Here is a 20,568-nt window from a genome sequence, read left to right as displayed (position 1 = left end):
GGCGGTTCAGGTACCCGCCACGCGCCGAATCAGCGGGGCGAAGACGTACTCCCGGGGACCGAGGGGGAGCAGGGGGAAGATGTGCGCGAGAAAGTCCACCGCCATCTGGGCAAAGTACTGACCGGCGCGGCCCTCGCGGCGGCGGGGACCGCCGCCGTGGTCGCGATCACCCTGCCCGGCACGGCGGGCGCCGACGAGAGCGGAGGGGCCGGCGGCGGCCCCCGGGCCGCGGGACAGGCCGGGCAGGACCCGGGCGCCGTACCGCCCGGCGTCGTGGAGCGGGCGCCCGCCGAGGCGGAGCGGGGCAGGGGCCGCGACCCGCTCACCGACGACGAGGTCGGGCGGGTGGAGAAGGCCGCGCTGGCCGGCCGGCTGTCGGCCCTGGGCGAGAACGTCGCCGGGGGCCGCGGACCGCAGCGGCTGAGCGTCGACCTCGCCGAGCCCGAGGCCGGCGAGACGGACGACCCGGACGCGCCGCGCCGGGCCGACGTGACCTTCTACGACTACAGGGACGACACACTCGTCACCAAGACCGTCGACCTGCGGACCGGCAAGGTCGAGCGGACGGACACCCAGCGCGGCGTCCAGCCGCCGCCGAGCCGCGCCGAGAGCGCCGAGGCGGCCCGCGTCCTGATCGCGAGCCCGCTCGGCGCGGGCCTCAAGGCGGACTACGAGGACGCCACCGGCAAGGCCCTCACCTCACCGGACCAGCTGGAGCTGAGCGGCGGCATCTACCGAGCCGCGCCCGGCGCCCAGCCCGCCGTCCTCGACGACTGCGGGACGCACCGGTGCGTGCGGCTGTTCTCCAAGGTCAGAAACGGCCCGTGGATCGACACCAGGGACCTGGTGATCGACCTGAGCACCCGCCGGACCGCCGCCCTCGACCGCGGCTGACCGGCCGCCGCCCGCCCGCACCTGTGACTCCGGCAAGGAGCCGTCACTTCATGCCCGAACAGCACCTGCCCGAACAGCACCTGTCCGGACCGCACCTGTCCGGCGGCGCCCGGCCGCCCGCCCTCGGCCGCGCCGTCCGCAAGACCGCCGCCGCCGGACTGTCCCTGGCCGCGCTGGCCGCGCTGGCCGCCGCCGCGACGGCCACGGCCGGTCCCGCCGCGGCCCGGCCGCACACCGCGCCCGCCGCGGCCCCCGGTTGCAGCGCCGCCTACACGATCGAACAGAAGCTCACCACCGGCACGACCTGGCGGATGTGCTGGCGCTACGACAGCAAGGCCGGCCTCGTCCTGGAGAACGTCTCCTACCAGCCCAAGGGCGAGACCAAGCCGATCAAGGTGCTCAACAGCGCCAGACTGGCCCAGATCCACGTCCCCTACGACGACGGGAAGCACGAGTACTACGACCTGACCGGCCAGGGCTTCGCCCAGGAGCTGATGACCCTGTCGCCCGGCGAATGCCCCGGCGGCACCATCAAGACCGTCAAGGTCCCGGACGGCGACCCGAGCCACCCGAACGTCAAGGGCCTGTGCACGACCACCCGTTCGCGTGGTCACGCCTACCGGATGCACGACATCGTCCAGTCGGCCAGGACCTACCAGCAGCAGGGCAAGGACCTGCTGGTGTACACGGTCAACCAGGTCGGCTGGTACGAGTACATCACCGAGTGGCGCTTCCAGGACGACGGCACGGTCAACATGAACGTCGGCGCCACCGGAAGCCTCTCCTGGGAGGACTACAACGCCCGGGACGGACGCGGCTGGCCCATCGGCAAGAACGCCAAGGACTACGCGACCAGCCACAGCCACAACGTCTTCTGGCGGCTCGACTTCGGCCTCGACGGCTCCTCCCGGACGAAGGTCGAGCAGTACGACTCCACCGTCAGCCCGCCCTCCGGCCGGCAGGAGGGCCCGACCGCCAAGACCACCCGGACCACGGCCGCCAAGGAGTTCGCGGGCGACTACAAGACCTACCGCTGGTGGCGGATGGTCAGCGCGACCGGCGAGAACAAGGACGGGCACGCCCGTTCCTACGAACTGGTCCCCGGCCCCACCACCAAGTACCCGGGCCGCGACTTCACCCGGCACGACCTGTACGTCACCCAGTACGACAAGTGCGAGCTGTTCGCCGCCGACAACCCCAAGTGCGCGACGGGGCACCCGAAGTCCGTCGAGAAGTGGGTGAACGGCCAGACCCTCACCCACCCCGTGCTCTGGGCGAACGTCGGCTTCCACCACATCGCCCGCGACGAGGACCAGCAGCCCATGCCCGTGCACTGGCAGGGCTTCTCCATCGCCCCCCGGGACGTCACGGCTATGAATCCGCTCACTCCCAGGGAACTGGCATGGCAGAACGGCCACTGGCAATAGCGTAGTTGAGCGTGGCAGCCGGAGAACCGACCTGTCCATCCGGCTGCACCGCCGACCGCTCGCGGAGTAGGCTTCCTTGATCGTTGAGACGGGAAGGCCCGGGAGCGGAAGGCGGTGCGCGGGTGGGCTCGGGAGGGCTGGAGCTGCCACCTGGTGACGAGGGTCACGAGGGGAACTCCGCAGACGTCCCGCCCGGCGCGGTGTCCCTGGCCCGGCCGATGGACGCGGGGTCCATCGGTCCGGAGCTGGACTGGGACGCCGACGCCTGGCGCGAGGTGCGCACCCGCGCCCAGCGGGCGGGCCGGGCCTACATCTGGCTGAACCTCGTCGAGCAGCGGCTGCGCGCGGTCGTGGCCGCCGTGCTGCGGCCCGTCTACGAACCCGTCCACGGCGACGAGTGGGTGGTGGCCGCGGCCGGGCCGGCCGGGCAGGAGTGGGTGCAGCGGGCGGTCGCCGTCCGCGAGGTCAGCCGCCGCAAGGGTTATCTGCTCGACCCGGCCGACGACAACGTGCTCAGCTTCCTCACCCTGCCCCAGCTGCGCGAGCTGGTGGTGCAGCACTGGCCGTGCTTCGAGCCGTACTTCGACGAGCGCCGGGACCTCGAACTCGCCCTGGACGAGCTGGAGGTGACCCGCAACGTCGTCTCGCGCAACCGGGCCCTGTCCGAGGCGGTGCTCGGCCAGGCCGAGCGGGCCTCGGCCCGGCTGCTGGAGATGCTCGGCGCGGGCGGGGACGTGCCCTCGGCCCGCCGGCTGCCCGTGGACGCGGTCGAGGACCTGGTCGGCGACCGGTACGCGGACGTCGTCGCGGTCCATTCCGACCGGGTGCGGTTGATGCGCCAGTTCCCGGCCGAGGACATCTTCGGCGGCGCCCGCCGGCTCGACGCCATCGGCATCGGCCTCAACCTGCTGGTGCAGAACTTCTCCGGGCGCCGCCTGGTCCGGCTCGCCGAGTCCGGCTGCCGGGTGCGGCTGCTCTTCCTCAATCCGGCCTCCAGCTCGGTCAAGCGCCGCGAACGCGAACTGGGGATGAAACGGGGCGAACTGAGCCGCTCGGTCGAGATGAACATCCTGCACGTGCGCCGGGTGCGGTCCCGGCTGCGCGACCCGGGCGCGTTCGAGATCCAGGTGTACGACGAGACGCCCCGCTTCACCGCCTACCTGGTGGACGGCGACGGCGCGGACGGTGTCGCCGTCGTGCAGTCCTATCTGCGCGGGGCGCGCGGGATGGAGTCGCCGGTCCTGGTGCTGCGCAACGGCAGCCGCCTGGTCACGTCGGACAACGTCGGCGAATCCGGTCTTTTCCCGACATACCGCGAGGAATTCGAGCTGGCTTGGGCGGATTCGCGCCCGGTGTCCTGACCCGTCGGCGCCCGCGGGCGGACGGCCGTCGGCGGATTGTCAGTGCCCCGTGCGATGGTGGAGGCAACTGGGGGAAAGCACCACCGAGAAGGGGGGCCGCCCATGGGCTGGCACCGGGAGCTGCTGATCGGCTTCGACCTGGAGACGACCGGGACCGATCCGCGTGAGGCGCGCATCGTCACGGGTGCCGTGATCGAGGTCAGGGCCGGTGAGCCCGTGGGCCGCCGGGAGTGGCTGGCCGATCCGGGCGTGGAGATCCCGGCCGACGCGGTCGCGGTCCACGGCATCAGCACCGCACGCGCGGCGGCCGAGGGCCGGCCGGCCGACCGGGTGGCCGACGCCATCGCCGACGTCCTGGTCGGTTACTGGAAGACGGGCGTCCCGGTCGTCGCCTACAACGCGGCCTTCGACCTCACCCTGCTCTCCGCCGAACTGCGCCGCCACGGCCTGCCGTCGCTGACCGACCGGCTGGGCGGCGCCGCCCCCGCCCCGGTCGTCGACCCGTACACCATCGACCGCTGGGTCGACCGGTACCGCCGGGGCAAGCGGAACCTGGAGGCGGTCTGCGGCGAGTACGGCATAGTCCTGGGCGCGGCCCACGACGCCACCGCCGACGCCCTCGCCGCAGCGCGGCTCGCGACCGCGATAGCCGAGCGCCATCCGAAGATCGCGGCCCTCGGCCCGGCCGAACTGCACCGGTGCCAGATCCAGTGGTACGCGCGATGGGCGGCGGACTTCCAGGCGTTCCTGCGGCGCAAGGGCGAGACGGACGCGGTGGTGGACGGGACGTGGCCGCTGCGGGAGCCGACCGAGGGCCAGCCCGCGTAGCGGGTACGCCGCGGCCGGCCGCGCCGGCCCCCGCACCCCTCCGGGGCGCGGCACTCCGTCAGAACGGATACCACCGCACGGCCTCGTCCCCGTCCCGCAGGGACGCCACGCGGCGCCGGAACTCGGCCAGGGCCTTGGGGTTGGCCGGCGCGTGCTGGGCCACCCACGCGCAGCTCGCCGTCTCGCGGGCGCCGCGCAGCACCGCGCAGCCGTCCCACTCGCGCACGTCCCAGCCGTAGGCGGCGGTGAAGGAGTCGTACGCCTCGGCGGGCAGTCCGTACCGGTCGCGGGAGAGGGCCATGACCACCAGGTCGTGCTCGCGCAGATCGGCGGAGAAGGTCTCCAGGTCCACCAGGACCGGCCCGTCCGGTCCGACGTGCACATTGCGGGGCAGCGCGTCGCCGTGGACCGGCCCCGGCGGCAGATGGGGCGTCAGGGCCGCCGCCCGGGCCGCGAAGCCGTCGCGGCGCGCGCGCAGATAGGCCGTGTCCTCCGGGTCGATCGCGTCGCCCGCGAGCCGCAGCCAGCGCTCCACACCACTCAGCAGATCGCGGGGCGGCAGCGTGAACGACGGGGAGGGAAGGGTGTGCACGACGCGCAGCAGCGCGGCCAGGTCCCGGGGCTCGGCGGGCCGCACGGCATCCGGCAGCCGGTGCCACACGGTCACCGGGTGGCCGTCCACCAGCAGCGGCTTCGGCTCGGCCGCCCGCACCGCCGGCACGCCCGCCTCGGCCAGCCAGCCGGCGACGGCCAGCTCGCGCTCGGCCCGCGCCAGCAGCTCGGCGTCCCGGCCGACCTTCACCACCAGGTCGCCGGCGGCGAACACCGCGTTCTCGCCGAGGGCCATCAGCCGCGCGCTCCCGGCCGGTCCCGGCAGCACCCCCGCCGCGGCCAGTACGTCCCGCGCGCGTGCCTCGTCCATCGTCCCGCCTCCGTGCCGTCTTCCCGTGCCGGGTCCGTCCGGTTCCCGGCCAGTCTCGCATCCGCACAGGTCGGCGACGGTGCACGGGCCCTTGACGGGGTACCGGGCCTTGACGAGCATGAACACGCCAATGGGAGCAGGCAAAGGGGCTGATTCCATGACAGAGGTGGCCGAAGCGCATGGCCGCGCCGGACTGCGGACCGCCGACCGCGGTGCCTGGTTCCTGGTCCTGCCCGCCCTCCTCCCGATCCTGCTGCTCAGCGTCGGCCCGCTGCTCTACGGCATCCTGCTGGCCTTCACCGACGCCCAGTCCGGCCGGACCACCGCCACCCGGTGGATCGGCGCCCTCAACTTCCGGGACCTGCTGCACGACACCCTGTTCTGGGAGTCGTTCCGCATCGGCCTGGTCTGGGCGGCGGGCGTGACCGTCCCGCAGTTCCTGCTGGCGCTCGGCCTGGCCCTGCTGCTGAACCAGGACTTACGGCTGCGCGGCCTGGCCCGCGCCCTCGCGATCGTGCCCTGGGCGATGCCCGAGGTCGTCGTCGGCATCATGTGGCGGCTCGTCTACAACCCGGACGCGGGCGTCCTCAACGAGACGCTGCGCGACCTCGGCCTCGGGGAGGGCCGGGACTGGCTGAGCGGCCTGGCCACCGCGCTGCCCGCGGTGATCGTCGTCGGCGTCTGGGCGGGCCTGCCGCAGACCGCGGTCGCCCTGCTCGCCGGACTCCAGAACGTCCCCCGCGACCTCCACGAGGCGGCGGCGGTCGACGGCGCGGGCGCCTGGCGCCGCTTCCGCACGGTCACCTGGCCCGCGCTCAGACCCGTGGCCCTCGCCGTCACCGCGCTCAACCTGATCTGGAACCTCAACTCCTTCGCCCTGGTCTACGTCCTCACCGGCGGCGGACCCGGCGGCAAGACCCGGCTGCCCATGCTCTTCGCCTACGAAGAGGCCTTCCGCTACGGCCAGTTCGGCTACGCGGCGGCCATGGGCTGTGTGCTCGTCGCCGTGGTCTCCCTCCTGCTCGCGGTGTTCCTGGCCGGCCGGCTGCGCGGCGGTGAGGACGCATGAGGACCGCACGCACCTCAAGGACCCGCCGCGCCGCCCGCGCCGGCCAGTACACCGCCCTGCTCGCCTACCTGCTGTTCCTCGCCTTCCCGCTGCTGTGGCTGCTGTCCACCGCGCTGAAGTCCCCGCGCGAGCTGGGCGGCCTGCACCCCGCGTGGATCCCGCGCCACCCCACCCTGGCCAACGTCCGACAGGCCTTCGCCGAACAGCCGCTGGCGCACGCCGCTCTCAACTCCCTGCTGGTGGCGCTCGCCACCGCCGCCGTCGCCGTACTGATCGCCACTCCGACGGCCTACGTCATGGCCCGCCACCGCACCCGGGCCGCCCGGGCCGCCACGGGCTGGGTGGTGGTCAGCCAGGCGTTCCCCTTCGTCCTGCTGATCATCCCGCTGTTCCTGGTGCTGAAGCGGCTGCGGCTGATCGACTCCCCGATCGGACTGGTGCTGGTGTACGTGGTGTGGTCGCTGCCGTTCGCGCTGTGGATGCTCGCCGGTCATGTCCGCGCGGTCCCCGCCGAGCTGGAGGAGGCGGCGGCCGTCGACGGGGCCGGACGGCTGAGGACGCTCATCTCGGTGACGGCGCCGTTGCTCGCGCCGGGCATCGCGGCGACGGCCCTGTTCGCCTTCGTCACCGCGTGGAACGAGTTCTTCTTCGCGCTGGTGCTGCTCAAGAGCCCGCAGCGGCAGACCCTCCCGGTCGTCCTCACCCACTTCATCGGCGCGGAGGGCGTGGCCGACCTCGGCCCGCTGGCCGCCGCCGCGTTCCTCGCCACCCTGCCCTCCCTCGCCTTCTTCGCGCTGGTCCAGCGGCGGATCGCCGGCGGCCTGCTCGCCGGGGCGGTGAAGAGCTGATGCGGACCCCGTTCACCCTGGCGCTCGCCGTGCTCCTGCTCCTCCTCACGGGCTGCTCCCCGGGCCGTTCCGCGGACGGCGGCCGGGTCACCCTGCGCTTCCAGTCCCTGGCCTGGCAGCCGGAGTCCGTCGCCGCCACCAGGAAGCTGGTGCGGGAGTGGAACGCCGCCCATCCGGACATCGAGGTCGAGTACGTCCAGGGAAGCTGGGACGGCGTGCACGACCAGCTGCTCACCTCCTTCGAGGGCGGCGAGGCACCGGACGTCGTCCACGACGCCTCCGACGACCTCGCCGACTTCGCCTACGGCGGTTATCTCGCCGACCTGACCGGCCTGCTCCCCGCCCGGCTCACCGCCGGCATCCCGCGCGACAGCTGGCGGACGGTCACCTTCGGCCGCGGTGTCTACGGCGTGCCCTTCCTCCAGGAACCCCGGGTGCTGATCGCCGACGCCGACCGGCTGCGCGCCGCCGAGGTGCGCATACCGACACCCGCACATCCCTGGAGCTGGGCGGAGTTCCGGCAGGTCGCGAAGAAGCTCAGCGGGCCCGGGCGGTACGGCGTGGCCTGGCCGCTGAAGGACCCCGTCTCCGCCACGCTCAACCTGTCCCTGTCGACGGGCGGCCGGCTCTTCCACCGCGGCGCGGACGGCAAGGTCGACGTGCGGTTCACGGCCGGGGACGCGGTGGTGGCCCGCACCATCCACGACCAGGTCGCCGTCGACCGCAGCGCCCCCGCCTCGACGCTCGGCAGCGGCGGCTCCGACACCCTGCCCGGCCTCTTCGGCGGCCGGTACGCGATGGTCCCGCTGGGCTTCTCCTACCGTCAGCAGATCGCGCGGCAGGCCCCGGAGGGCTTCCACTGGCAGGTGCTGCCCGCCCCGGCGGGCGCCGACGGCCTCACCCAGGGCGTCAGCCCGCAGACGCTGTCCGTGTCCGCCGACTGCCCGCACAAGAAGGAGGCCGTCGCCTTCCTCGACTTCCTGCTGCGGCCGGAGAACATGGTCCGCCTCGCCCTCGGCGACTGGATGCTGCCCACCGGCACCGAGGCCCTGAAGGACCCGGCCCTGCGCACCGCGCGGCACGGCTGGGCCACCGGCACCGCCCTCGCGGCCCGGCTCCGCCCGGCACCCGCGCAGTCCGTGCGCGGCTACCCGGAGTGGAAGGACAAGGTGGCCACCCCCGCCTACCAGGAGTACTACAGCGGCGCCCTCACCCTCGCCGGACTGCGCCACCGCCTGGAACGGGACGGGAACCTGGTGCTGGCCCGCTACCAGCGCTGAGCGCTCGGCCGTCGCCGCGCGGCGGTGCGCGGCGGTGCGCGGAAAATGAATTAGACGAGACGTATCGTCTCGTTTAAGGTCGACGACATGACCCCAGAAACCGCCCCCGCCCACATCGCCATGTTCTCCATCGCCGCCCACGGCCATGTGAACCCCAGCCTGGAGGTGATCCGTGAACTCGTCGCCCGCGGCCACCGGGTCACGTACGCCATTCCGCCGGTCTTCGCCGACAAGGTCGCCGCCACCGGCGCCCGTCCCGTCCCGTACCACTCCACCCTGCCCGGCCCCGACGCCGACCCGGAGGCATGGGGGAGCACCCTGCTGGACAACGTCGAGCCGTTCCTGAACGACGCGATCCAGGCGCTCCCGCAGCTCGCCGAGGCCTACGCGGACGACACACCCGACCTAGTCCTGCACGACATCGCCTCCTATCCGGCCCGCGTCCTCGCCCACCGCTGGGGAGTCCCGGCCATCTCCCTCTCCCCGAACCTCGTCGCCTGGGAGGGTTACGAGGAGGAGGTCGCCGAGCCGATGTGGCGCGAGCCCCGGCAGACCGAGCGCGGACAGGCGTACTACGCCCGGTTCGAGGCATGGCTCGCGGAGAACGGGATCACCGAGCACCCGGACCCGTTCACCGGCCGCCCGGCCCGCTCCCTGGTCCTCATACCGAAGGCGCTCCAGCCGCACGCCGACCGGGTCGACGAACGCGTCCACACCTTCGTCGGCGCCTGCCAGGGCGACCGCGCCGACCAGGGCGACTGGCAGCGGCCCGCCGGCGCGGAGAAGGTCGTGCTGGTGTCGCTCGGCTCGGCCTTCACCAAGCAGCCCGCCTTCTACCGGGAGTGCGTCCGCGCCTTCGCAGACCTGCCCGGCTGGCACGTCGTCCTCCAGGTCGGCCGCCATGTGGACCGCGCCGAACTGGGAGAGGTGCCGGACACCGTGGAGGTGCGCGACTGGGTGCCGCAGCTCGCGATCCTGCGCCAGGCCGACCTGTTCGTCACCCACGCGGGCGCCGGCGGCAGCCAGGAGGGGCTGGCCACGGCGACGCCCATGATCGCCGTACCGCAGGCCGTCGACCAGTTCGGCAACGCCGACATGCTCCAGGGACTCGGTGTGGCCCGGAAACTGGCGACCGAGGAGGCCACCGCCGACCGGCTCCGCGAGACGGCCCTCGCCCTGGTGGACGACCCGGAGGTCGCGCGCCGGCTCAAGGAGATCCAGGCGGAGATGGCCCGGGAGGGCGGCACCCGGCGGGCGGCCGACCTCATCGAGGCCGCACTGCCCGGACGTCGCGCGCGGTAGGCCCCGCGGCGCGGCCGACGGGCCGTGTCCGTTCCGGCCGGCGTGGATCCACTTCGTGATACGCGGCCTTGCCGAACACGTCACAGCCGCGTGCAGAGGGTGATCCGGCCCCCCGCCCATCGGCCGGAGTTTCGCGCAGCCCGCCCCCGCGCGGGCACGGCCGTCGTGCCCACCCCCACGGGGCACGGCGGCTGTATGCGCGCATCCGCCGTCCGCATCACCCGTCGTGCGCACGACAGTTGGCCGATAATCGCTCCTCGGCGCGTCCGCCAGTGACACCGGGGCCGCGGCCGACGCAGAACCAGACGCCGCCGCGGTCCGACGTCACAGGGGAATGCCGGACCGCGGCCGCCGATACCACACACCCGCCCGTCGTGGGTCCGGCTCACCGAAGCGCGCGACAAACCCGTCAGGCTGTTCCTAGGGTGAAGCCCACGGAAGGCCGGAAGGGGCGGATGAGGGTGAGGGGCAGACCATTACCGGCGGCGCCGCGCCACCGCGAGGACGGCGCGCCCGGGCGCCCGGGCATCCACGCGCAGCTCGACGGCGGCCCGGCCGCGTACGACGGCCGTACGCCCGCGGACGAGCGGCCGTACGTCCCCTTCCGCACCGGTCCCGAGCGGGACGGTCAACGAACCCCGGTCACCCGGACGGGTGGCGATTTTCCGCCCTCCCGGCCCCGCGGCACCGTCCGAACGGACCGTGTCCGCCGCCGGAGCCGTCCGCCGAGGCCGTCCCGGACCGGCGAAAACACGCCAACTTACCGACCATTCGCCGGGCTCGGCACCGATCCTTCGACACGGCCGTACGGGCCGGCGGCACGCACACCGACGCCATCGGCGACGTCTGCGGCCCCGGCCACTCGACGGCTCCTCCGGCCCGCGAGCGAGGACAGGACATGAGCACCAACAACTTCGGAAACGTCAACGGCCCGGCCCGCTACGGCGACCGCACCACTGTGGACCTCGAGACCCTGATGGAGGCCGCCGACCGGCTCACCGAGGCCCTGCGCGCCGAATACCCCGGGCTCGTCAGCAGCGGCGAGACCATCCAGGAGCAGCTGGCGCAGTCCGCCGAGGACGGCCTGCCGCCCAACCGCGGCCGGATCCGCTCCGCGCTGGAGACGATCGCCATCGCGGCCTCGGCCGGCACCGCCAGCCTCGACTACACCCGGCACCTGCTGCACGCCCTCGACCTCTGACCGTCCACGGCCGGCGGACGGGCGCCGCCGGCCGGTGTCAGAAGGGCGGGCGCCGTCGCACCGGCGGGTCCGAGGGCCGTGCGCGAGAGGCGGTCACGCGCCGAGTGCCGTCAGGGCCGGCCGCCGGGCCCGGTCGTAGCGCTCCAGCAAAAGCCGGGCGACCTCCGGGGCCGCGCCCAGCACCTCGGCGCGTACGTCGGCCGCCGCCGCGCCGCGCGCGATGCGGTCCGGCAGGAAGCCGGGCGCCAGCACGTACGGCGCCACGGCGACCCGCTCGCAGCCCAGGCGCCGCAGTTCCCGCACCGCGTCCTCGGTGCGGGGCAGGGACGCGGAGGCGAACGCAGGCCGCACGGCGCACCAACCGGTGTGCCGCCACTCCCGCGCGATTCCTGCGATCACTGCGATCGCCTCCGGGTCGGACGACCCCGCCGAGGCCAGCACGACCCCGGTCGAGGACTTGTCGGCGGGCGTCAGCCCCGCCTCGTACAGCCGCCGTTCCAGCGCGGACAGCAGCAGCGGCGACGGGCCGAGTACCTCAGCCTGCCGGATCCGCAGCCGTGACGGGGCGTCGCGCAGCACGGCCGGGATGTCGGCCTTGGCGTGGAACGCGCGGGTCAGCAGCAGCGGCAGCGCGACGACGTCCCGGACGTCCTCCGCCGCCAGCGACCGGAGCACCCCGTGCACCGACGGAACGTTGAAGTCCAGGAAGCCGGTCTCCACGCGCAGCCCGGGCCGCAGCGACCGTACCCGCTCCACGAGGGCGTGCACGGTCGCCGCGTGCCGCGGGTCACGGCTGCCGTGGGCGATGACGAGGAGAACGGGCCTGGTACGCACGGGACGTCAGCTCTTCACCAGCAGACCGCGGCTGCGCAGCACCCACCGCTCCAGCGGACTGAAGAGCAGCAGGTCGATGGCGATGCCGACGAACAGGATGAGCAGGATCGCCTCGAACACCATCGCCATGTCGCTGGCGGTGCGGCCGTTCTCCAGCAACTGGCCGAGGCCCACGCCGAGATCGGGGAACTGGGCGATGATCTCCGCGGCCATCAGCGAACGCCAGGAGAACGCCCAGCCCTGCTTCAGGCCCGCCACATAGCCGGGCAGCGCGGCCGGCAGGGTGACGTACCAGACGCCCTTCGCGCCCGTCGCGCCCAGCGTGCGCCCGGCGCGCAGGAACAGCGGCGGCACCTGGTCGACGCCGGACACCAGGCCGTTGGCGATGGAGGGCACGGCGCCGAGCAGGATGACCGCGTACATCATCGAGTTGTTCAGGCCGAGCCAGATCACCGCCGGCGGCACCCACGCCACCGACGGCAGCGACTGCAGCCCGGACAGGATCGGGCCGATGGCCGCGCGCACGAACTTCACCCGGGCCACCAGCAGGCCCAGCGGAGTGCCGATGACCAGCGCGAACGCGAAGCCCAGCAGACCGCGCGAGACACTGGTCCAGATGTAGCCGAGCAGATCGCCCCGGAGCCAGGCGTCCCGGAACGCGCCGCCCACCGCGCCCGGCGAGGGCAGCTTCGTCGGGTCGTCGACGACCGGGTACAGGATGTACCAGACCACCAGGACCACCGCGACGGCGACGACCGGCGGCAGGATCTTGTCGACGAGGGTCTCGCGCAGCGGCGGACGGCCGGTGGCCGTGGTCTCCAGCGCGTCCAGGCCGGCCTCGACGCTCCCGGCGTCCTGGACCGGTGTCGTCTCAGTGCTGGCCATGGCGGCGGATCTCCCCACGCAGTACGTCGGTTATCTCAAGGGACAGTTCGGCCACGGGCGCGTCCTCGATGCGGCGCGGCTGCGGGAGGTCGACGCGCCACTCGCGGGCGATCCGGCCCGGGCGGGAGGACAGCAGGACCACTCGCTGCGCGAGCCGTACCGCCTCGCGCACATTGTGGGTGACGAACAGGACGGAGAGCCCGGTCTCGGACCAGATGCGGGTCAGCTCGTCGTGCAGCACGTCCCGCGTGATGGCGTCGAGCGCGGCGAACGGCTCGTCCATCAGCAGCATGTTGCTCTCCTGGGCCAGCGCGCGGGCCATCGCCACCCGCTGGCGCATACCTCCGGACAGCTCGTGCACCCGCTTGCCGTGGGCGCCCTTCAGCCGGACCAGTTCGAGCAGTTCCTCGGCCTTCTCCCGCCGCTCGGGCTTGGGCACGCCCCGCAGTTTGAGGGCGAGTTCGATGTTCTTGCCCGCCGTCAGCCACGGGAACAGGGCGTGTTCCTGGAACATCAGGGCGGGGCGGCCGTCCGTGGTGATGGAGCCGGCGCTCGGCCGGTCCAGGCCGGCCACCAGGTTCAGCAGCGTGGACTTGCCGCAGCCCGAGGCGCCCAGAAGGGTGACGAACTCGCCCGGCGCGACATCGATGCTGATGTCGTCCAGGACCAGCTGCTGCCCGCCCGGGGACGCGAAGGACTTCGAGACGTGCTCAATGCGTGCCGCGAACTCGACGCTCTCGTCGGCCTTGGCGAGGGTCGTGGCCATGGTCGTCACCTCCTGGGGACGCGTCGGGGAGGGGCGTCAGCTGGTGCCGAGGCCGGCGGCGTCGACCGCGGGGCGGCCCTCGGCCTTGAGGACCTTGTTGAGGATCGTGAGGTCGTAGATCCCCTTCAGGTCCGGCTTCTGCAGCAGGCCGGCCTTGACCGCGTGCTCGGCCTCGGTGTCGAGGGTGGCGGCCAGCGGATCGTCGGTGAACTGGACGGACTTCCAGGCCGGGTCGAGGATCTTGGCCGGGAGCGCCTTGCCGGAGTCCGTCTCCAGCTGCTTGTTCGCGGCGGCCTTCGCCTCGTCCGGGTGGTCGTTGATCCACTTGTTGGTCTCGACCGCCGCCTTCAGGACGGCCTCGACCGCCTTAGGGTGGTCCTTCAGGAAGTCCTGCCGCACGATGACGTTCGTGATCACGAACTTCTTGTCCGGCCAGAGCGTCGACTCGTCCAGGAGCACCTTGGCGCCCTCGGCGACCAGCTTGGACGCGGTCGGCTCCGGCACCCAGGCGCCGTCGATCGAGCCGGCCTTGTAGGCGCCCGGAGTGATCTTGTTGTCCGTGCGGACGACGGTGACGTCACCCTTGCCGCTCTGCGCGTCGACCTTCCAGCCCTGTTCGGCGGCCCAGTTGAGGAACGCCACGTCCTGGGTGTTGCCGAGCTGGGGCGTGGCGATCTTCTTGCCCTCGACGTCCTTCAGGGACTTGATCTTCGCCGGGTTGACGACCAGCTTCACCCCGCCGGAGGCCGAACCCGCGATGATCTTCAGGCTCTTGCCGTTGGACTTGGTGTAGCCGTTGATCGCCGGTGACGGGCCGATCCAGCCGATGTCGATGGAACCGGAGTTGAGGGCCTCGATCTCGGACGGCCCGGCGTTGAAGATGGCGGGCTTGACCGCGGTGGCGCCCAGCTCCTTCTGGAAGATGCCCTTCTGCACGCCGACCAGCGCGGTGGCGTGGGTCAGGTTGCCGAAGTACCCGATCTTGACGGAGTCGAGTCCGTCGGTCTTCTCGGCGCCGTCGGCGATCTTGGCGGAGCCGGTGTCCTTGGACTCGGAGCCGTAGCCGCAGGCGGCCAGGGTGAGCAGCGGGAGAGCGGCGAACGCCGCTATGCCGCGGCGCAGGAACGATGAGCGGATGGCAGGCACGGGAGGGTTTCCTCTCGTTGGCCCGGCGGTCACGGTCTCTCAGGTCGTGGCCGGGAGTTCGGCAAAGGTCTTCGTCGCTTCCGGGACGGGTATCCCGTCGCGGGCGAGCGAAGTCGAGCATGTGGGGCAGGGTGGGGGGAGCGGGCGCGCGAGCGGTGCGCGTACGTCAGCGCACACATCGAGCCACTCCGCCCTGCCCGCTGCCGAGGGCGCCGCTGCCGACACGGCCGCCCTCCTTCGCGAACGTCGAGTAGACGTCGGGCGTCCTCATGTCAGAAGTCCCAGCCGTCGTCGTCGGCCTCGTTCTTGACCGGCTCGGGGGCGGCGAACGACTCGCCGACCATGCCCGCGGTGAGCGTGGTGCCGTCGGCGGGGTCGATCAGGATGAACGAGCCGGTGCGCCGGGAGTCGGCGTAGGAGTCGAGCGGCAGCGGCTCGGCGGTACGGATCTTCACCCGGCCGATGTCGTTGGCGACGAGCTGTCCCGGGTGCGGGTGCAGGGACAGGTCGTCGAGCGTGAGCCGGGACGGGATGTCCTTCACGATCGCCTTGACCGTGCGGGTGCCGTGCTTGAGCAGCACCCGGTGGCCCACGGTGAGCGGGGCGTCGGCGACATGGCAGACGGTCGCCTCCACGTCCTGGGTGGTGGGCGGGGCGTCCTTCGTCGGCACGATCAGATCGCCGCGCGAGACGTCGATGTCGTCCGCCAGCAGGATCGTCACCGACTGCGTCGTCCAGGCCGCGTCGACCGGCCGGCCCAGCAGGTCGATGCCGGCGACGCGGGTGGTCCGCCCGGATGGCAGGACCGTGACCTCCTCGCCGACCCGGAAGGTGCCGGCCGCGATCTGGCCCGCGTAGCCCCGGTAGTCCGGGTGGTCGGCGGACTGCGGCCGGATCACGTACTGCACCGGCAGCCGCGCGTGGCAGTGCGCCAGGTCGTGGCTGACCGGCACCGTCTCCAGGTGCTCCAGCACGGTCGGGCCGCCGTACCAGTCCATGTTGGCGCTCGGCTCCACCACGTTGTCACCGGCCAGCGCCGAGATCGGGATCGCGGTGACCTCGGGCACGCCCAGCTCGGTCGCGTACGCCGTGAACTCCTCGGCTATCCGCGCGAAGACGCGCTCCTCGTAGCCGACGAGGTCCATCTTGTTCACGGCCAGCACGACGTGCGGGACGCGCAGCAGGGCGGCGATGGCCGCGTGCCGGCGGGTTTGCTCGACCACGCCGTTGCGGGCGTCGACCAGGATGACGGTCAGCTCGGCGGTGGAGGCGCCGGTGACCATGTTCCTGGTGTACTGCACATGGCCCGGGGTGTCGGCGAGGATGAACCGGCGCCGGGGCGTGGCGAAGTAGCGGTAGGCGACGTCGATGGTGATGCCCTGCTCCCGTTCGGCGCGCAGGCCGTCGGTGAGGAGGGCGAGGTCCGGGCCGTCCTGGCCGCGGCTCGCGGAGACCCGCTGCACGGCCTCCAGCTGGTCGGAGAGGACCGACTTGGAGTCGTGCAGCAGCCGCCCGACGAGGGTGGACTTGCCGTCGTCGACGGAGCCGGCGGTGGCGAACCGCAGCAGGGTGGTGGCCGAGAGCGCCTCGGTCGTGGTCGTGCTCATGCTTAGAAGTACCCCTCGCGCTTGCGGTCTTCCATCGCGGCCTCGGACATCTTGTCGTCGGCGCGGGTCGCGCCCCGCTCGGTCAGCCGGGACGCGGCGATCTCGGCGATGACCTTCTCGATCGTGTCGGCGTCGGAGTCGACCGCACCGGTGCAGGACATGTCGCCGACGGTGCGGTAGCGCACCCGCCGCTTCTCCACCGTCTCGCCGTCCTTCGGGCCGCCCCACTCGCCGGCGGTCAGCCACATGCCGGAACGCAGGAACACCTCGCGCTCGTGCGCGTAGTAGATCTGCGGCAGTTCGATGCCCTCGCGGGCGATGTACTGCCACACGTCCAGCTCGGTCCAGTTGGACAGCGGGAAGACCCGGACGTGCTCGCCGGGGGCGTGCCGGCCGTTGTACAGGTTCCACAGCTCGGGTCGTTGGCGGCGCGGGTCCCACTGGGAGAACTCGTCGCGCAGGGAGAAGACGCGCTCCTTGGCGCGGGCCTTCTCCTCGTCCCGGCGCCCGCCGCCGAACACGGCGTCGAACCTCTCGCTCTGGATCTTCTCCGTCAGCGGCAGGGTCTGCAGCGGGTTGCGGGTGCCGTCGGGACGTTCCTTGAGCACACCGCGGTCGATGTACTCCTGGACGGAGGCCACGTGGAGGCGCAGCCCGTGTGCGGCCGCCACACGGTCCCGGTACTCGAGGACCTCCGGGAAGTTGTGTCCCGTGTCCACGTGCAGCAGCGCGAAGGGGACGGCGGCGGGGGCGAACGCCTTCAGCGCGAGGTGCAGCATGACGATGGAGTCCTTGCCGCCGGAGAAAAGGATCACCGGGTTCTCGAACTCGCCCGCCACCTCGCGGAAGATGTGCACCGCCTCGGACTCCAGCGCGTCCAGGTGCGACAGGGCGTACGGGCTCTCCGTGCCGTCCTCCGTCTTGGCGACCGTGGTCATGCCAGTCCCCTCTCGCTCAGCAGCGCGTACACCGACGCCGCGGACTCCCCGACCGTCTGGTGCTGCGACTCGATCCGCAGATCAGGCGTCTCGGGCTCCTCGTACGGGTCGTCGACCCCGGTGAGCCCGGTCAGCTCGCCCGCGGCCTGCTTGGCGTACAGCCCCTTCACATCGCGCACGCTGCACACGTCGACGGGGGTCGCCACATGGATCTCCAGATACGGCGTCCCGTTCTCCTCGTGCCGCTTGCGCACCGCCTCCCGGCTGTCCGCGTACGGCGCGATCACCGGCACCAGCGCCTTGACGCCGTTGCGGGCGAGGAGTTCGGCGACGAAGCCGATGCGCTGGACGTTGGTGTGCCGGTCCTCCCGGGAGAAACCGAGGCCGGCCGAGATGAACTCGCGGATCTCGTCGCCGTCGAGCACCTCGACGCGGTGGCCCTCGGCGCGCAGCCGGCCCGCCAGCTCGTGCGCGATGGTGGTCTTGCCGGCGCTCGGCAGACCCGTGAGCCAGACGGTGGCTCCGGTCGTCACGTCGTTCTCCTGAATCGAGTCGTTCGTCATCCGTGCAGTCCGCACTCGGTCTTGGCGCGTCCCGCCCAGCGGCCGGCGCGCGCGTCCTCGCCCTCCAGGACCCTGCGGGTGCACGGGGCGCAGCCGATGGAGGCGTAGCCGTCCATCAGCAACGGGTTGGCCAGCACGCCGTGTTCGGCGATGTAGGCGTCCACCTCGTCCTGGGTCCAGCGGGCGATGGGGGAGACCTTGACCTTCTGCCGCTTCTCGTCCCAGCCGACGACGGGGGTGTTCGCCCGGGTCGGGGACTCGTCGCGGCGCAGGCCCGTCGCCCACGCCCGGTAGTTCGCCAGGCCCTCTTCGAGGGGCTTGACCTTGCGCAGCTTGCAGCACAGGTCGGGGTCGCGGTCGTGCAGTCTCGGGCCGTACTCGGCGTCCTGCTCGGCGACCGTCTGCCGCGGGGTGAGGGTGATGACGTTGACGTCCATCACGGCCTCCACCGCGTCCCGGGTGCCGATGGTCTCCGGGAAGTGGTAGCCAGTGTCCAGGAAGACGACGTCCACGCCCTTCCGTACGCGCGAGGCGAGATGGGCGACCACGGCGTCCTCCATGGAGGAGGTGACGCAGAACCCCTCGCCGAAGGTGTCCACCGCCCACTGGAGGATCTCCAGCGCGGAGGCGTCCTCCAGCTCGCGGCCCGCCCGCTCGGCGAGCGCCTTCAGCTCCTCGGCCGTCCGGTCGTCCTGAGCCGTCGTCATATCCGGTCATCCCCTCCGTTGTCGGCCCGCCGCGGGCTGCCGTTCTCCGGGGCGTTCGCCTGCCGGGCGCCGAAGTCCGTGCCACGGCGCACGCCCCGGGCGAGCAGCCCGAGGAACTTCAGCTGGAATGCGCGGTTGCACGCCCCGCATTCCCAGGCCCCGTGGCCCTCCTCGTGCGGACGCAGGTCCTCGTCGCCGCAGTAGGGGCAGTGGAACGGTGCGGCGCGCTCGCTCACGAGAGCGCCTCCTCGGACGCGCGCGCGGCCCAGGAGGCGAACCGCTCGCCGTCCGCGCGCTCGGCCTGGAAACGCCTGAGCACCCGCTCGATGTAGTCGGGCAGTTCCTCCGACGTCACCTTCAGGCCGCGCACCTTGCGGCCGAAGCCCGCCTCCAGGCCGAGCGCGCCGCCCAGGTGCACCTGGTAGCCCTCGACCTGCTCGCCCCGGTCGTTCAGGACCAGCTGGCCCTTGAGACCGATGTCCGCGACCTGGATGCGGGCGCAGGCGTTCGGGCAGCCGTTGAGGTTGATGGTCAGCGGCTCGTCGAAGTCCGGCAGGCGGCGCTCCAGTTCGTCGATCAGCTGGGAGCCGCGCTGCTTGGTCTCCACGATGGCGAGCTTGCAGAACTCGATACCGGTGCAGGCCATGGTGCCGCGCCGGAAGGAGGAGGGCCGGGCGGTGAGGTCCAGCGCCTCCAGGCCGTCCACCAGCGAGTCGACCTTGTCCTGCTCGACGTCGAGGATGATCATCTTCTGTTCGACGGTGGTGCGGACGCGTCCCGAGCCGTGCGCCTCGGCGAGGTCGGCGACCTTCGTCAGCGTGGCCCCGTCGACCCGGCCGACCCGCGGCGCGAAACCGACGTAGAACCGGCCGTCCTTCTGCCGGTGCACCCCGATGTGGTCGCGCCACTGCCGCACCGGCTGCCCGGGCGCGGGCCCGTCGGTCAGCTTGCGCCCCAGGTACTCGTCCTCCAGCACCTGCCGGAACTTCTCCGCGCCCCAGTCGGCGACGAGGAACTTCAGGCGGGCCCGGTTGCGCAGCCGGCGGTAGCCGTAGTCGCGGAAGATCGAGATGACACCCTCGTAGACGTCCGGCACCTCGTCGATCGGCACCCACGCCCCCAGCCGCACACCGAGCTTGGGGTTGGTGGACAGGCCGCCGCCGACCCACACGTCGAAGCCGGGCCCGTGCTCGGGGTGGCGTACGCCGACGAACGCGACGTCGTTGATCTCGTGCACCACGTCCAGCAGCGGCGAACCCGAGATGGCCGTCTTGAACTTGCGGGGGAGGTTGGAGTACGCCTTGTTGTTCAGGACGCGGCGCTTCATCTCCTCCAGCGCCGGCGTGGCGTCGATGATCTCGTCCTCGGCGATGCCCGCCACCGGAGAGCCGATCATCACGCGCGGGGTGTCACCGCAGGCGGTCACCGTGGACAGGCCCACGCCCTCCAGCCGGTCCCAGATCTCGGGCACGTCCTCGATCCGGATCCAGTGGTACTGGACGTTCTGCCGGTCGGTGATGTCCGCGGTGCCGCGCGCGAACTCCTGCGAGATCTCGCCGATCACCCGCAACTGCCGCGTGGTCAGGGCCCCGCCGTCGATACGGACGCGCAGCATGAAGTAGCTGTCGTCCAGTTCCTCCGGCTCCAGGATCGCGGTCTTGCCGCCGTCGATCCCGGGCTTGCGCTGGGTGTACAGCCCCCACCAGCGCATCCGGCCGCGCAGGTCGTTCGGGTCGATGGAGTCGAAGCCGCGCTTGGAATAGATCGTCTCAATGCGTGTCCGCACATTGAGACCGTCGTCATCCTTCTTGAACTGCTCGTTGCCGTTGAGCGGCGTGAAATGGCCAGCGGCCCACTGGCCCTCGCCGCGGTGACGGCTCACCTTGCGGCGGGGCGCGGAGGCGGCGGGGTTCGGTGGGGTGGCGGCCATGGTTCTACGTCCTTCGGGACCGGTGGGAATCAGCTCTGACCTGCGCGGACGCGCGCACGC

20 protein-coding genes are annotated in these 20,568 nt (G+C 72.3%); 9 read left to right on the top strand and 11 right to left on the bottom strand.

The window, feature by feature from the left end; genetic code table 11:
• Positions 1-81: 81 nt before the first annotated feature.
• The 4 genes from SCK26_RS08665 (at position 82) to SCK26_RS08650 (ending at position 4,510) form a co-directional block, all read left to right on the top strand.
• The gene (locus tag SCK26_RS08665; protein WP_318200688.1) at positions 82-894 is read left to right on the top strand and encodes a Tat pathway signal sequence domain protein; all 813 of its coding nucleotides are present in this window, start codon (positions 82-84) and stop codon (positions 892-894) included.
• A 50-nt stretch (positions 895-944) separates the two neighbouring features.
• Positions 945-2,321, top strand: a complete 1,377-nt coding sequence (locus tag SCK26_RS08660) for a copper amine oxidase (protein WP_318200687.1) — start codon at positions 945-947, stop codon at positions 2,319-2,321.
• A 122-nt stretch (positions 2,322-2,443) separates the two neighbouring features.
• Positions 2,444-3,682, top strand: a complete 1,239-nt coding sequence (locus tag SCK26_RS08655; protein WP_318200686.1) for an SAV2148 family HEPN domain-containing protein — start codon at positions 2,444-2,446, stop codon at positions 3,680-3,682.
• Positions 3,683-3,784: 102 nt separating this feature from the next.
• Complete coding sequence (locus SCK26_RS08650; RefSeq protein WP_318200685.1) at positions 3,785-4,510, top strand: 3'-5' exonuclease; 726 nt, start codon at positions 3,785-3,787, stop codon at positions 4,508-4,510.
• A gap of 58 nt (positions 4,511-4,568) precedes the next feature.
• Here SCK26_RS08650 and SCK26_RS08645 read toward each other — a convergent pair whose 3' ends face one another.
• A complete protein-coding gene (locus tag SCK26_RS08645) occupies positions 4,569-5,432 on the bottom strand; it encodes an aminoglycoside phosphotransferase family protein (RefSeq protein ID WP_318200684.1) in 864 nt (287 codons plus the stop codon).
• A gap of 157 nt (positions 5,433-5,589) precedes the next feature.
• Here SCK26_RS08645 and SCK26_RS08640 point away from each other — a divergent pair, with 157 nt between their 5' ends.
• The 5 genes from SCK26_RS08640 (at position 5,590) to SCK26_RS08620 (ending at position 11,132) form a co-directional block, all read left to right on the top strand.
• Entirely contained in the window at positions 5,590-6,501 is a 912-nt protein-coding gene (locus SCK26_RS08640) for a sugar ABC transporter permease (RefSeq protein WP_318200683.1), read from the top strand.
• Entirely contained in the window at positions 6,498-7,349 is an 852-nt protein-coding gene (locus SCK26_RS08635; RefSeq protein WP_318200682.1) for a carbohydrate ABC transporter permease, read from the top strand. The genes SCK26_RS08640 and SCK26_RS08635 overlap by 4 nt, the downstream gene beginning before the upstream one ends.
• Positions 7,349-8,629: an ABC transporter substrate-binding protein gene (locus tag SCK26_RS08630; RefSeq protein WP_318200681.1), complete on the top strand. Its 1,281-nt coding sequence runs from the start codon at positions 7,349-7,351 to the stop codon at positions 8,627-8,629. Before SCK26_RS08635 ends, SCK26_RS08630 begins: the two co-directional genes overlap by 1 nt.
• A gap of 87 nt (positions 8,630-8,716) precedes the next feature.
• A complete protein-coding gene (gene mgt, locus SCK26_RS08625) occupies positions 8,717-9,931 on the top strand; it encodes a macrolide-inactivating glycosyltransferase (RefSeq protein WP_412080720.1) in 1,215 nt (404 codons plus the stop codon).
• 898 nt (positions 9,932-10,829) lie between these two features.
• The gene (locus SCK26_RS08620; RefSeq protein ID WP_318200680.1) at positions 10,830-11,132 is read left to right on the top strand and encodes a hypothetical protein; all 303 of its coding nucleotides are present in this window, start codon (positions 10,830-10,832) and stop codon (positions 11,130-11,132) included.
• A 93-nt stretch (positions 11,133-11,225) separates the two neighbouring features.
• Here SCK26_RS08620 and SCK26_RS08615 read toward each other — a convergent pair whose 3' ends face one another.
• The 10 genes from SCK26_RS08615 to SCK26_RS08570 all read right to left on the bottom strand — a co-directional run bounded on the left by SCK26_RS08615 (position 11,226) and on the right by SCK26_RS08570 (position 20,508).
• On the bottom strand, positions 11,226-11,966 hold the full coding sequence (locus SCK26_RS08615; protein ID WP_318200679.1) for a sirohydrochlorin chelatase: 741 nt from the start codon (positions 11,964-11,966) through the stop codon (positions 11,226-11,228).
• 6 nt (positions 11,967-11,972) lie between these two features.
• Positions 11,973-12,851, bottom strand: a complete 879-nt coding sequence (locus SCK26_RS08610) for an ABC transporter permease (RefSeq protein WP_318200678.1) — start codon at positions 12,849-12,851, stop codon at positions 11,973-11,975.
• On the bottom strand, positions 12,838-13,617 hold the full coding sequence (locus SCK26_RS08605; protein ID WP_318200677.1) for an ABC transporter ATP-binding protein: 780 nt from the start codon (positions 13,615-13,617) through the stop codon (positions 12,838-12,840). Before SCK26_RS08605 ends, SCK26_RS08610 begins: the two co-directional genes overlap by 14 nt.
• A 36-nt stretch (positions 13,618-13,653) precedes the next feature.
• The gene (locus SCK26_RS08600; RefSeq protein WP_318200676.1) at positions 13,654-14,763 is read right to left on the bottom strand and encodes an aliphatic sulfonate ABC transporter substrate-binding protein; all 1,110 of its coding nucleotides are present in this window, start codon (positions 14,761-14,763) and stop codon (positions 13,654-13,656) included.
• 272 nt (positions 14,764-15,035) lie between these two features.
• Positions 15,036-16,370, bottom strand: coding sequence for a sulfate adenylyltransferase subunit 1 (locus tag SCK26_RS08595; RefSeq protein ID WP_318200675.1), 1,335 nt, complete (start codon positions 16,368-16,370; stop codon positions 15,036-15,038).
• A gap of 2 nt (positions 16,371-16,372) precedes the next feature.
• Positions 16,373-17,308, bottom strand: a complete 936-nt coding sequence (gene cysD, locus SCK26_RS08590) for a sulfate adenylyltransferase subunit CysD (RefSeq protein WP_318200674.1) — start codon at positions 17,306-17,308, stop codon at positions 16,373-16,375.
• A complete protein-coding gene (gene cysC / locus SCK26_RS08585; protein WP_318200673.1) occupies positions 17,305-17,841 on the bottom strand; it encodes an adenylyl-sulfate kinase in 537 nt (178 codons plus the stop codon). The genes cysD and cysC overlap by 4 nt, the downstream gene beginning before the upstream one ends.
• 26 nt (positions 17,842-17,867) lie before the next feature.
• Positions 17,868-18,578 (bottom strand): phosphoadenylyl-sulfate reductase, encoded by a 711-nt coding sequence (locus SCK26_RS08580; RefSeq protein ID WP_318200672.1) that lies wholly within the window; start codon positions 18,576-18,578, stop codon positions 17,868-17,870.
• On the bottom strand, positions 18,575-18,814 hold the full coding sequence (locus tag SCK26_RS08575; protein WP_318200671.1) for a hypothetical protein: 240 nt from the start codon (positions 18,812-18,814) through the stop codon (positions 18,575-18,577). The genes SCK26_RS08580 and SCK26_RS08575 overlap by 4 nt, the downstream gene beginning before the upstream one ends.
• Positions 18,811-20,508: a nitrite/sulfite reductase gene (locus SCK26_RS08570; RefSeq protein WP_318200670.1), complete on the bottom strand. Its 1,698-nt coding sequence runs from the start codon at positions 20,506-20,508 to the stop codon at positions 18,811-18,813. The genes SCK26_RS08575 and SCK26_RS08570 overlap by 4 nt, the downstream gene beginning before the upstream one ends.
• Positions 20,509-20,568 lie beyond the last annotated feature (60 nt).

The organism is Streptomyces sp. SCL15-4, assembly GCF_033366695.1.
GTDB lineage: Bacteria > Actinomycetota > Actinomycetes > Streptomycetales > Streptomycetaceae > Streptomyces.
This window is presented reverse-complemented; position numbering and strand designations above follow the sequence as displayed.

Bases quoted from the DNA above. Each gene is read 5' to 3' on its own strand.
- SCK26_RS08660 (WP_318200687.1), top strand. From the start codon at position 945: ATGCCCGAACAGCACCTGCCCGAACAGCACCTGTCCGGACCGCACCTG.
- SCK26_RS08650 (WP_318200685.1), top strand. From the start codon at position 3,785: ATGGGCTGGCACCGGGAGCTGCTGATCGGCTTCGACCTGGAGACGACC.
- SCK26_RS08645 (WP_318200684.1), bottom strand. From the start codon at position 5,432: ATGGACGAGGCACGCGCGCGGGACGTACTGGCCGCGGCGGGGGTGCTG.
- SCK26_RS08640 (WP_318200683.1), top strand. From the start codon at position 5,590: ATGACAGAGGTGGCCGAAGCGCATGGCCGCGCCGGACTGCGGACCGCC.
- SCK26_RS08635 (WP_318200682.1), top strand. From the start codon at position 6,498: ATGAGGACCGCACGCACCTCAAGGACCCGCCGCGCCGCCCGCGCCGGC.
- SCK26_RS08630 (WP_318200681.1), top strand. From the start codon at position 7,349: ATGCGGACCCCGTTCACCCTGGCGCTCGCCGTGCTCCTGCTCCTCCTC.
- mgt (WP_412080720.1), top strand. From the start codon at position 8,717: ATGACCCCAGAAACCGCCCCCGCCCACATCGCCATGTTCTCCATCGCC.
- SCK26_RS08620 (WP_318200680.1), top strand. From the start codon at position 10,830: ATGAGCACCAACAACTTCGGAAACGTCAACGGCCCGGCCCGCTACGGC.
- SCK26_RS08610 (WP_318200678.1), bottom strand. From the start codon at position 12,851: ATGGCCAGCACTGAGACGACACCGGTCCAGGACGCCGGGAGCGTCGAG.
- SCK26_RS08605 (WP_318200677.1), bottom strand. From the start codon at position 13,617: ATGGCCACGACCCTCGCCAAGGCCGACGAGAGCGTCGAGTTCGCGGCA.
- SCK26_RS08595 (WP_318200675.1), bottom strand. From the start codon at position 16,370: ATGAGCACGACCACGACCGAGGCGCTCTCGGCCACCACCCTGCTGCGG.
- cysD (WP_318200674.1), bottom strand. From the start codon at position 17,308: ATGACCACGGTCGCCAAGACGGAGGACGGCACGGAGAGCCCGTACGCC.
- SCK26_RS08580 (WP_318200672.1), bottom strand. From the start codon at position 18,578: ATGACGACGGCTCAGGACGACCGGACGGCCGAGGAGCTGAAGGCGCTC.
- SCK26_RS08570 (WP_318200670.1), bottom strand. From the start codon at position 20,508: ATGGCCGCCACCCCACCGAACCCCGCCGCCTCCGCGCCCCGCCGCAAG.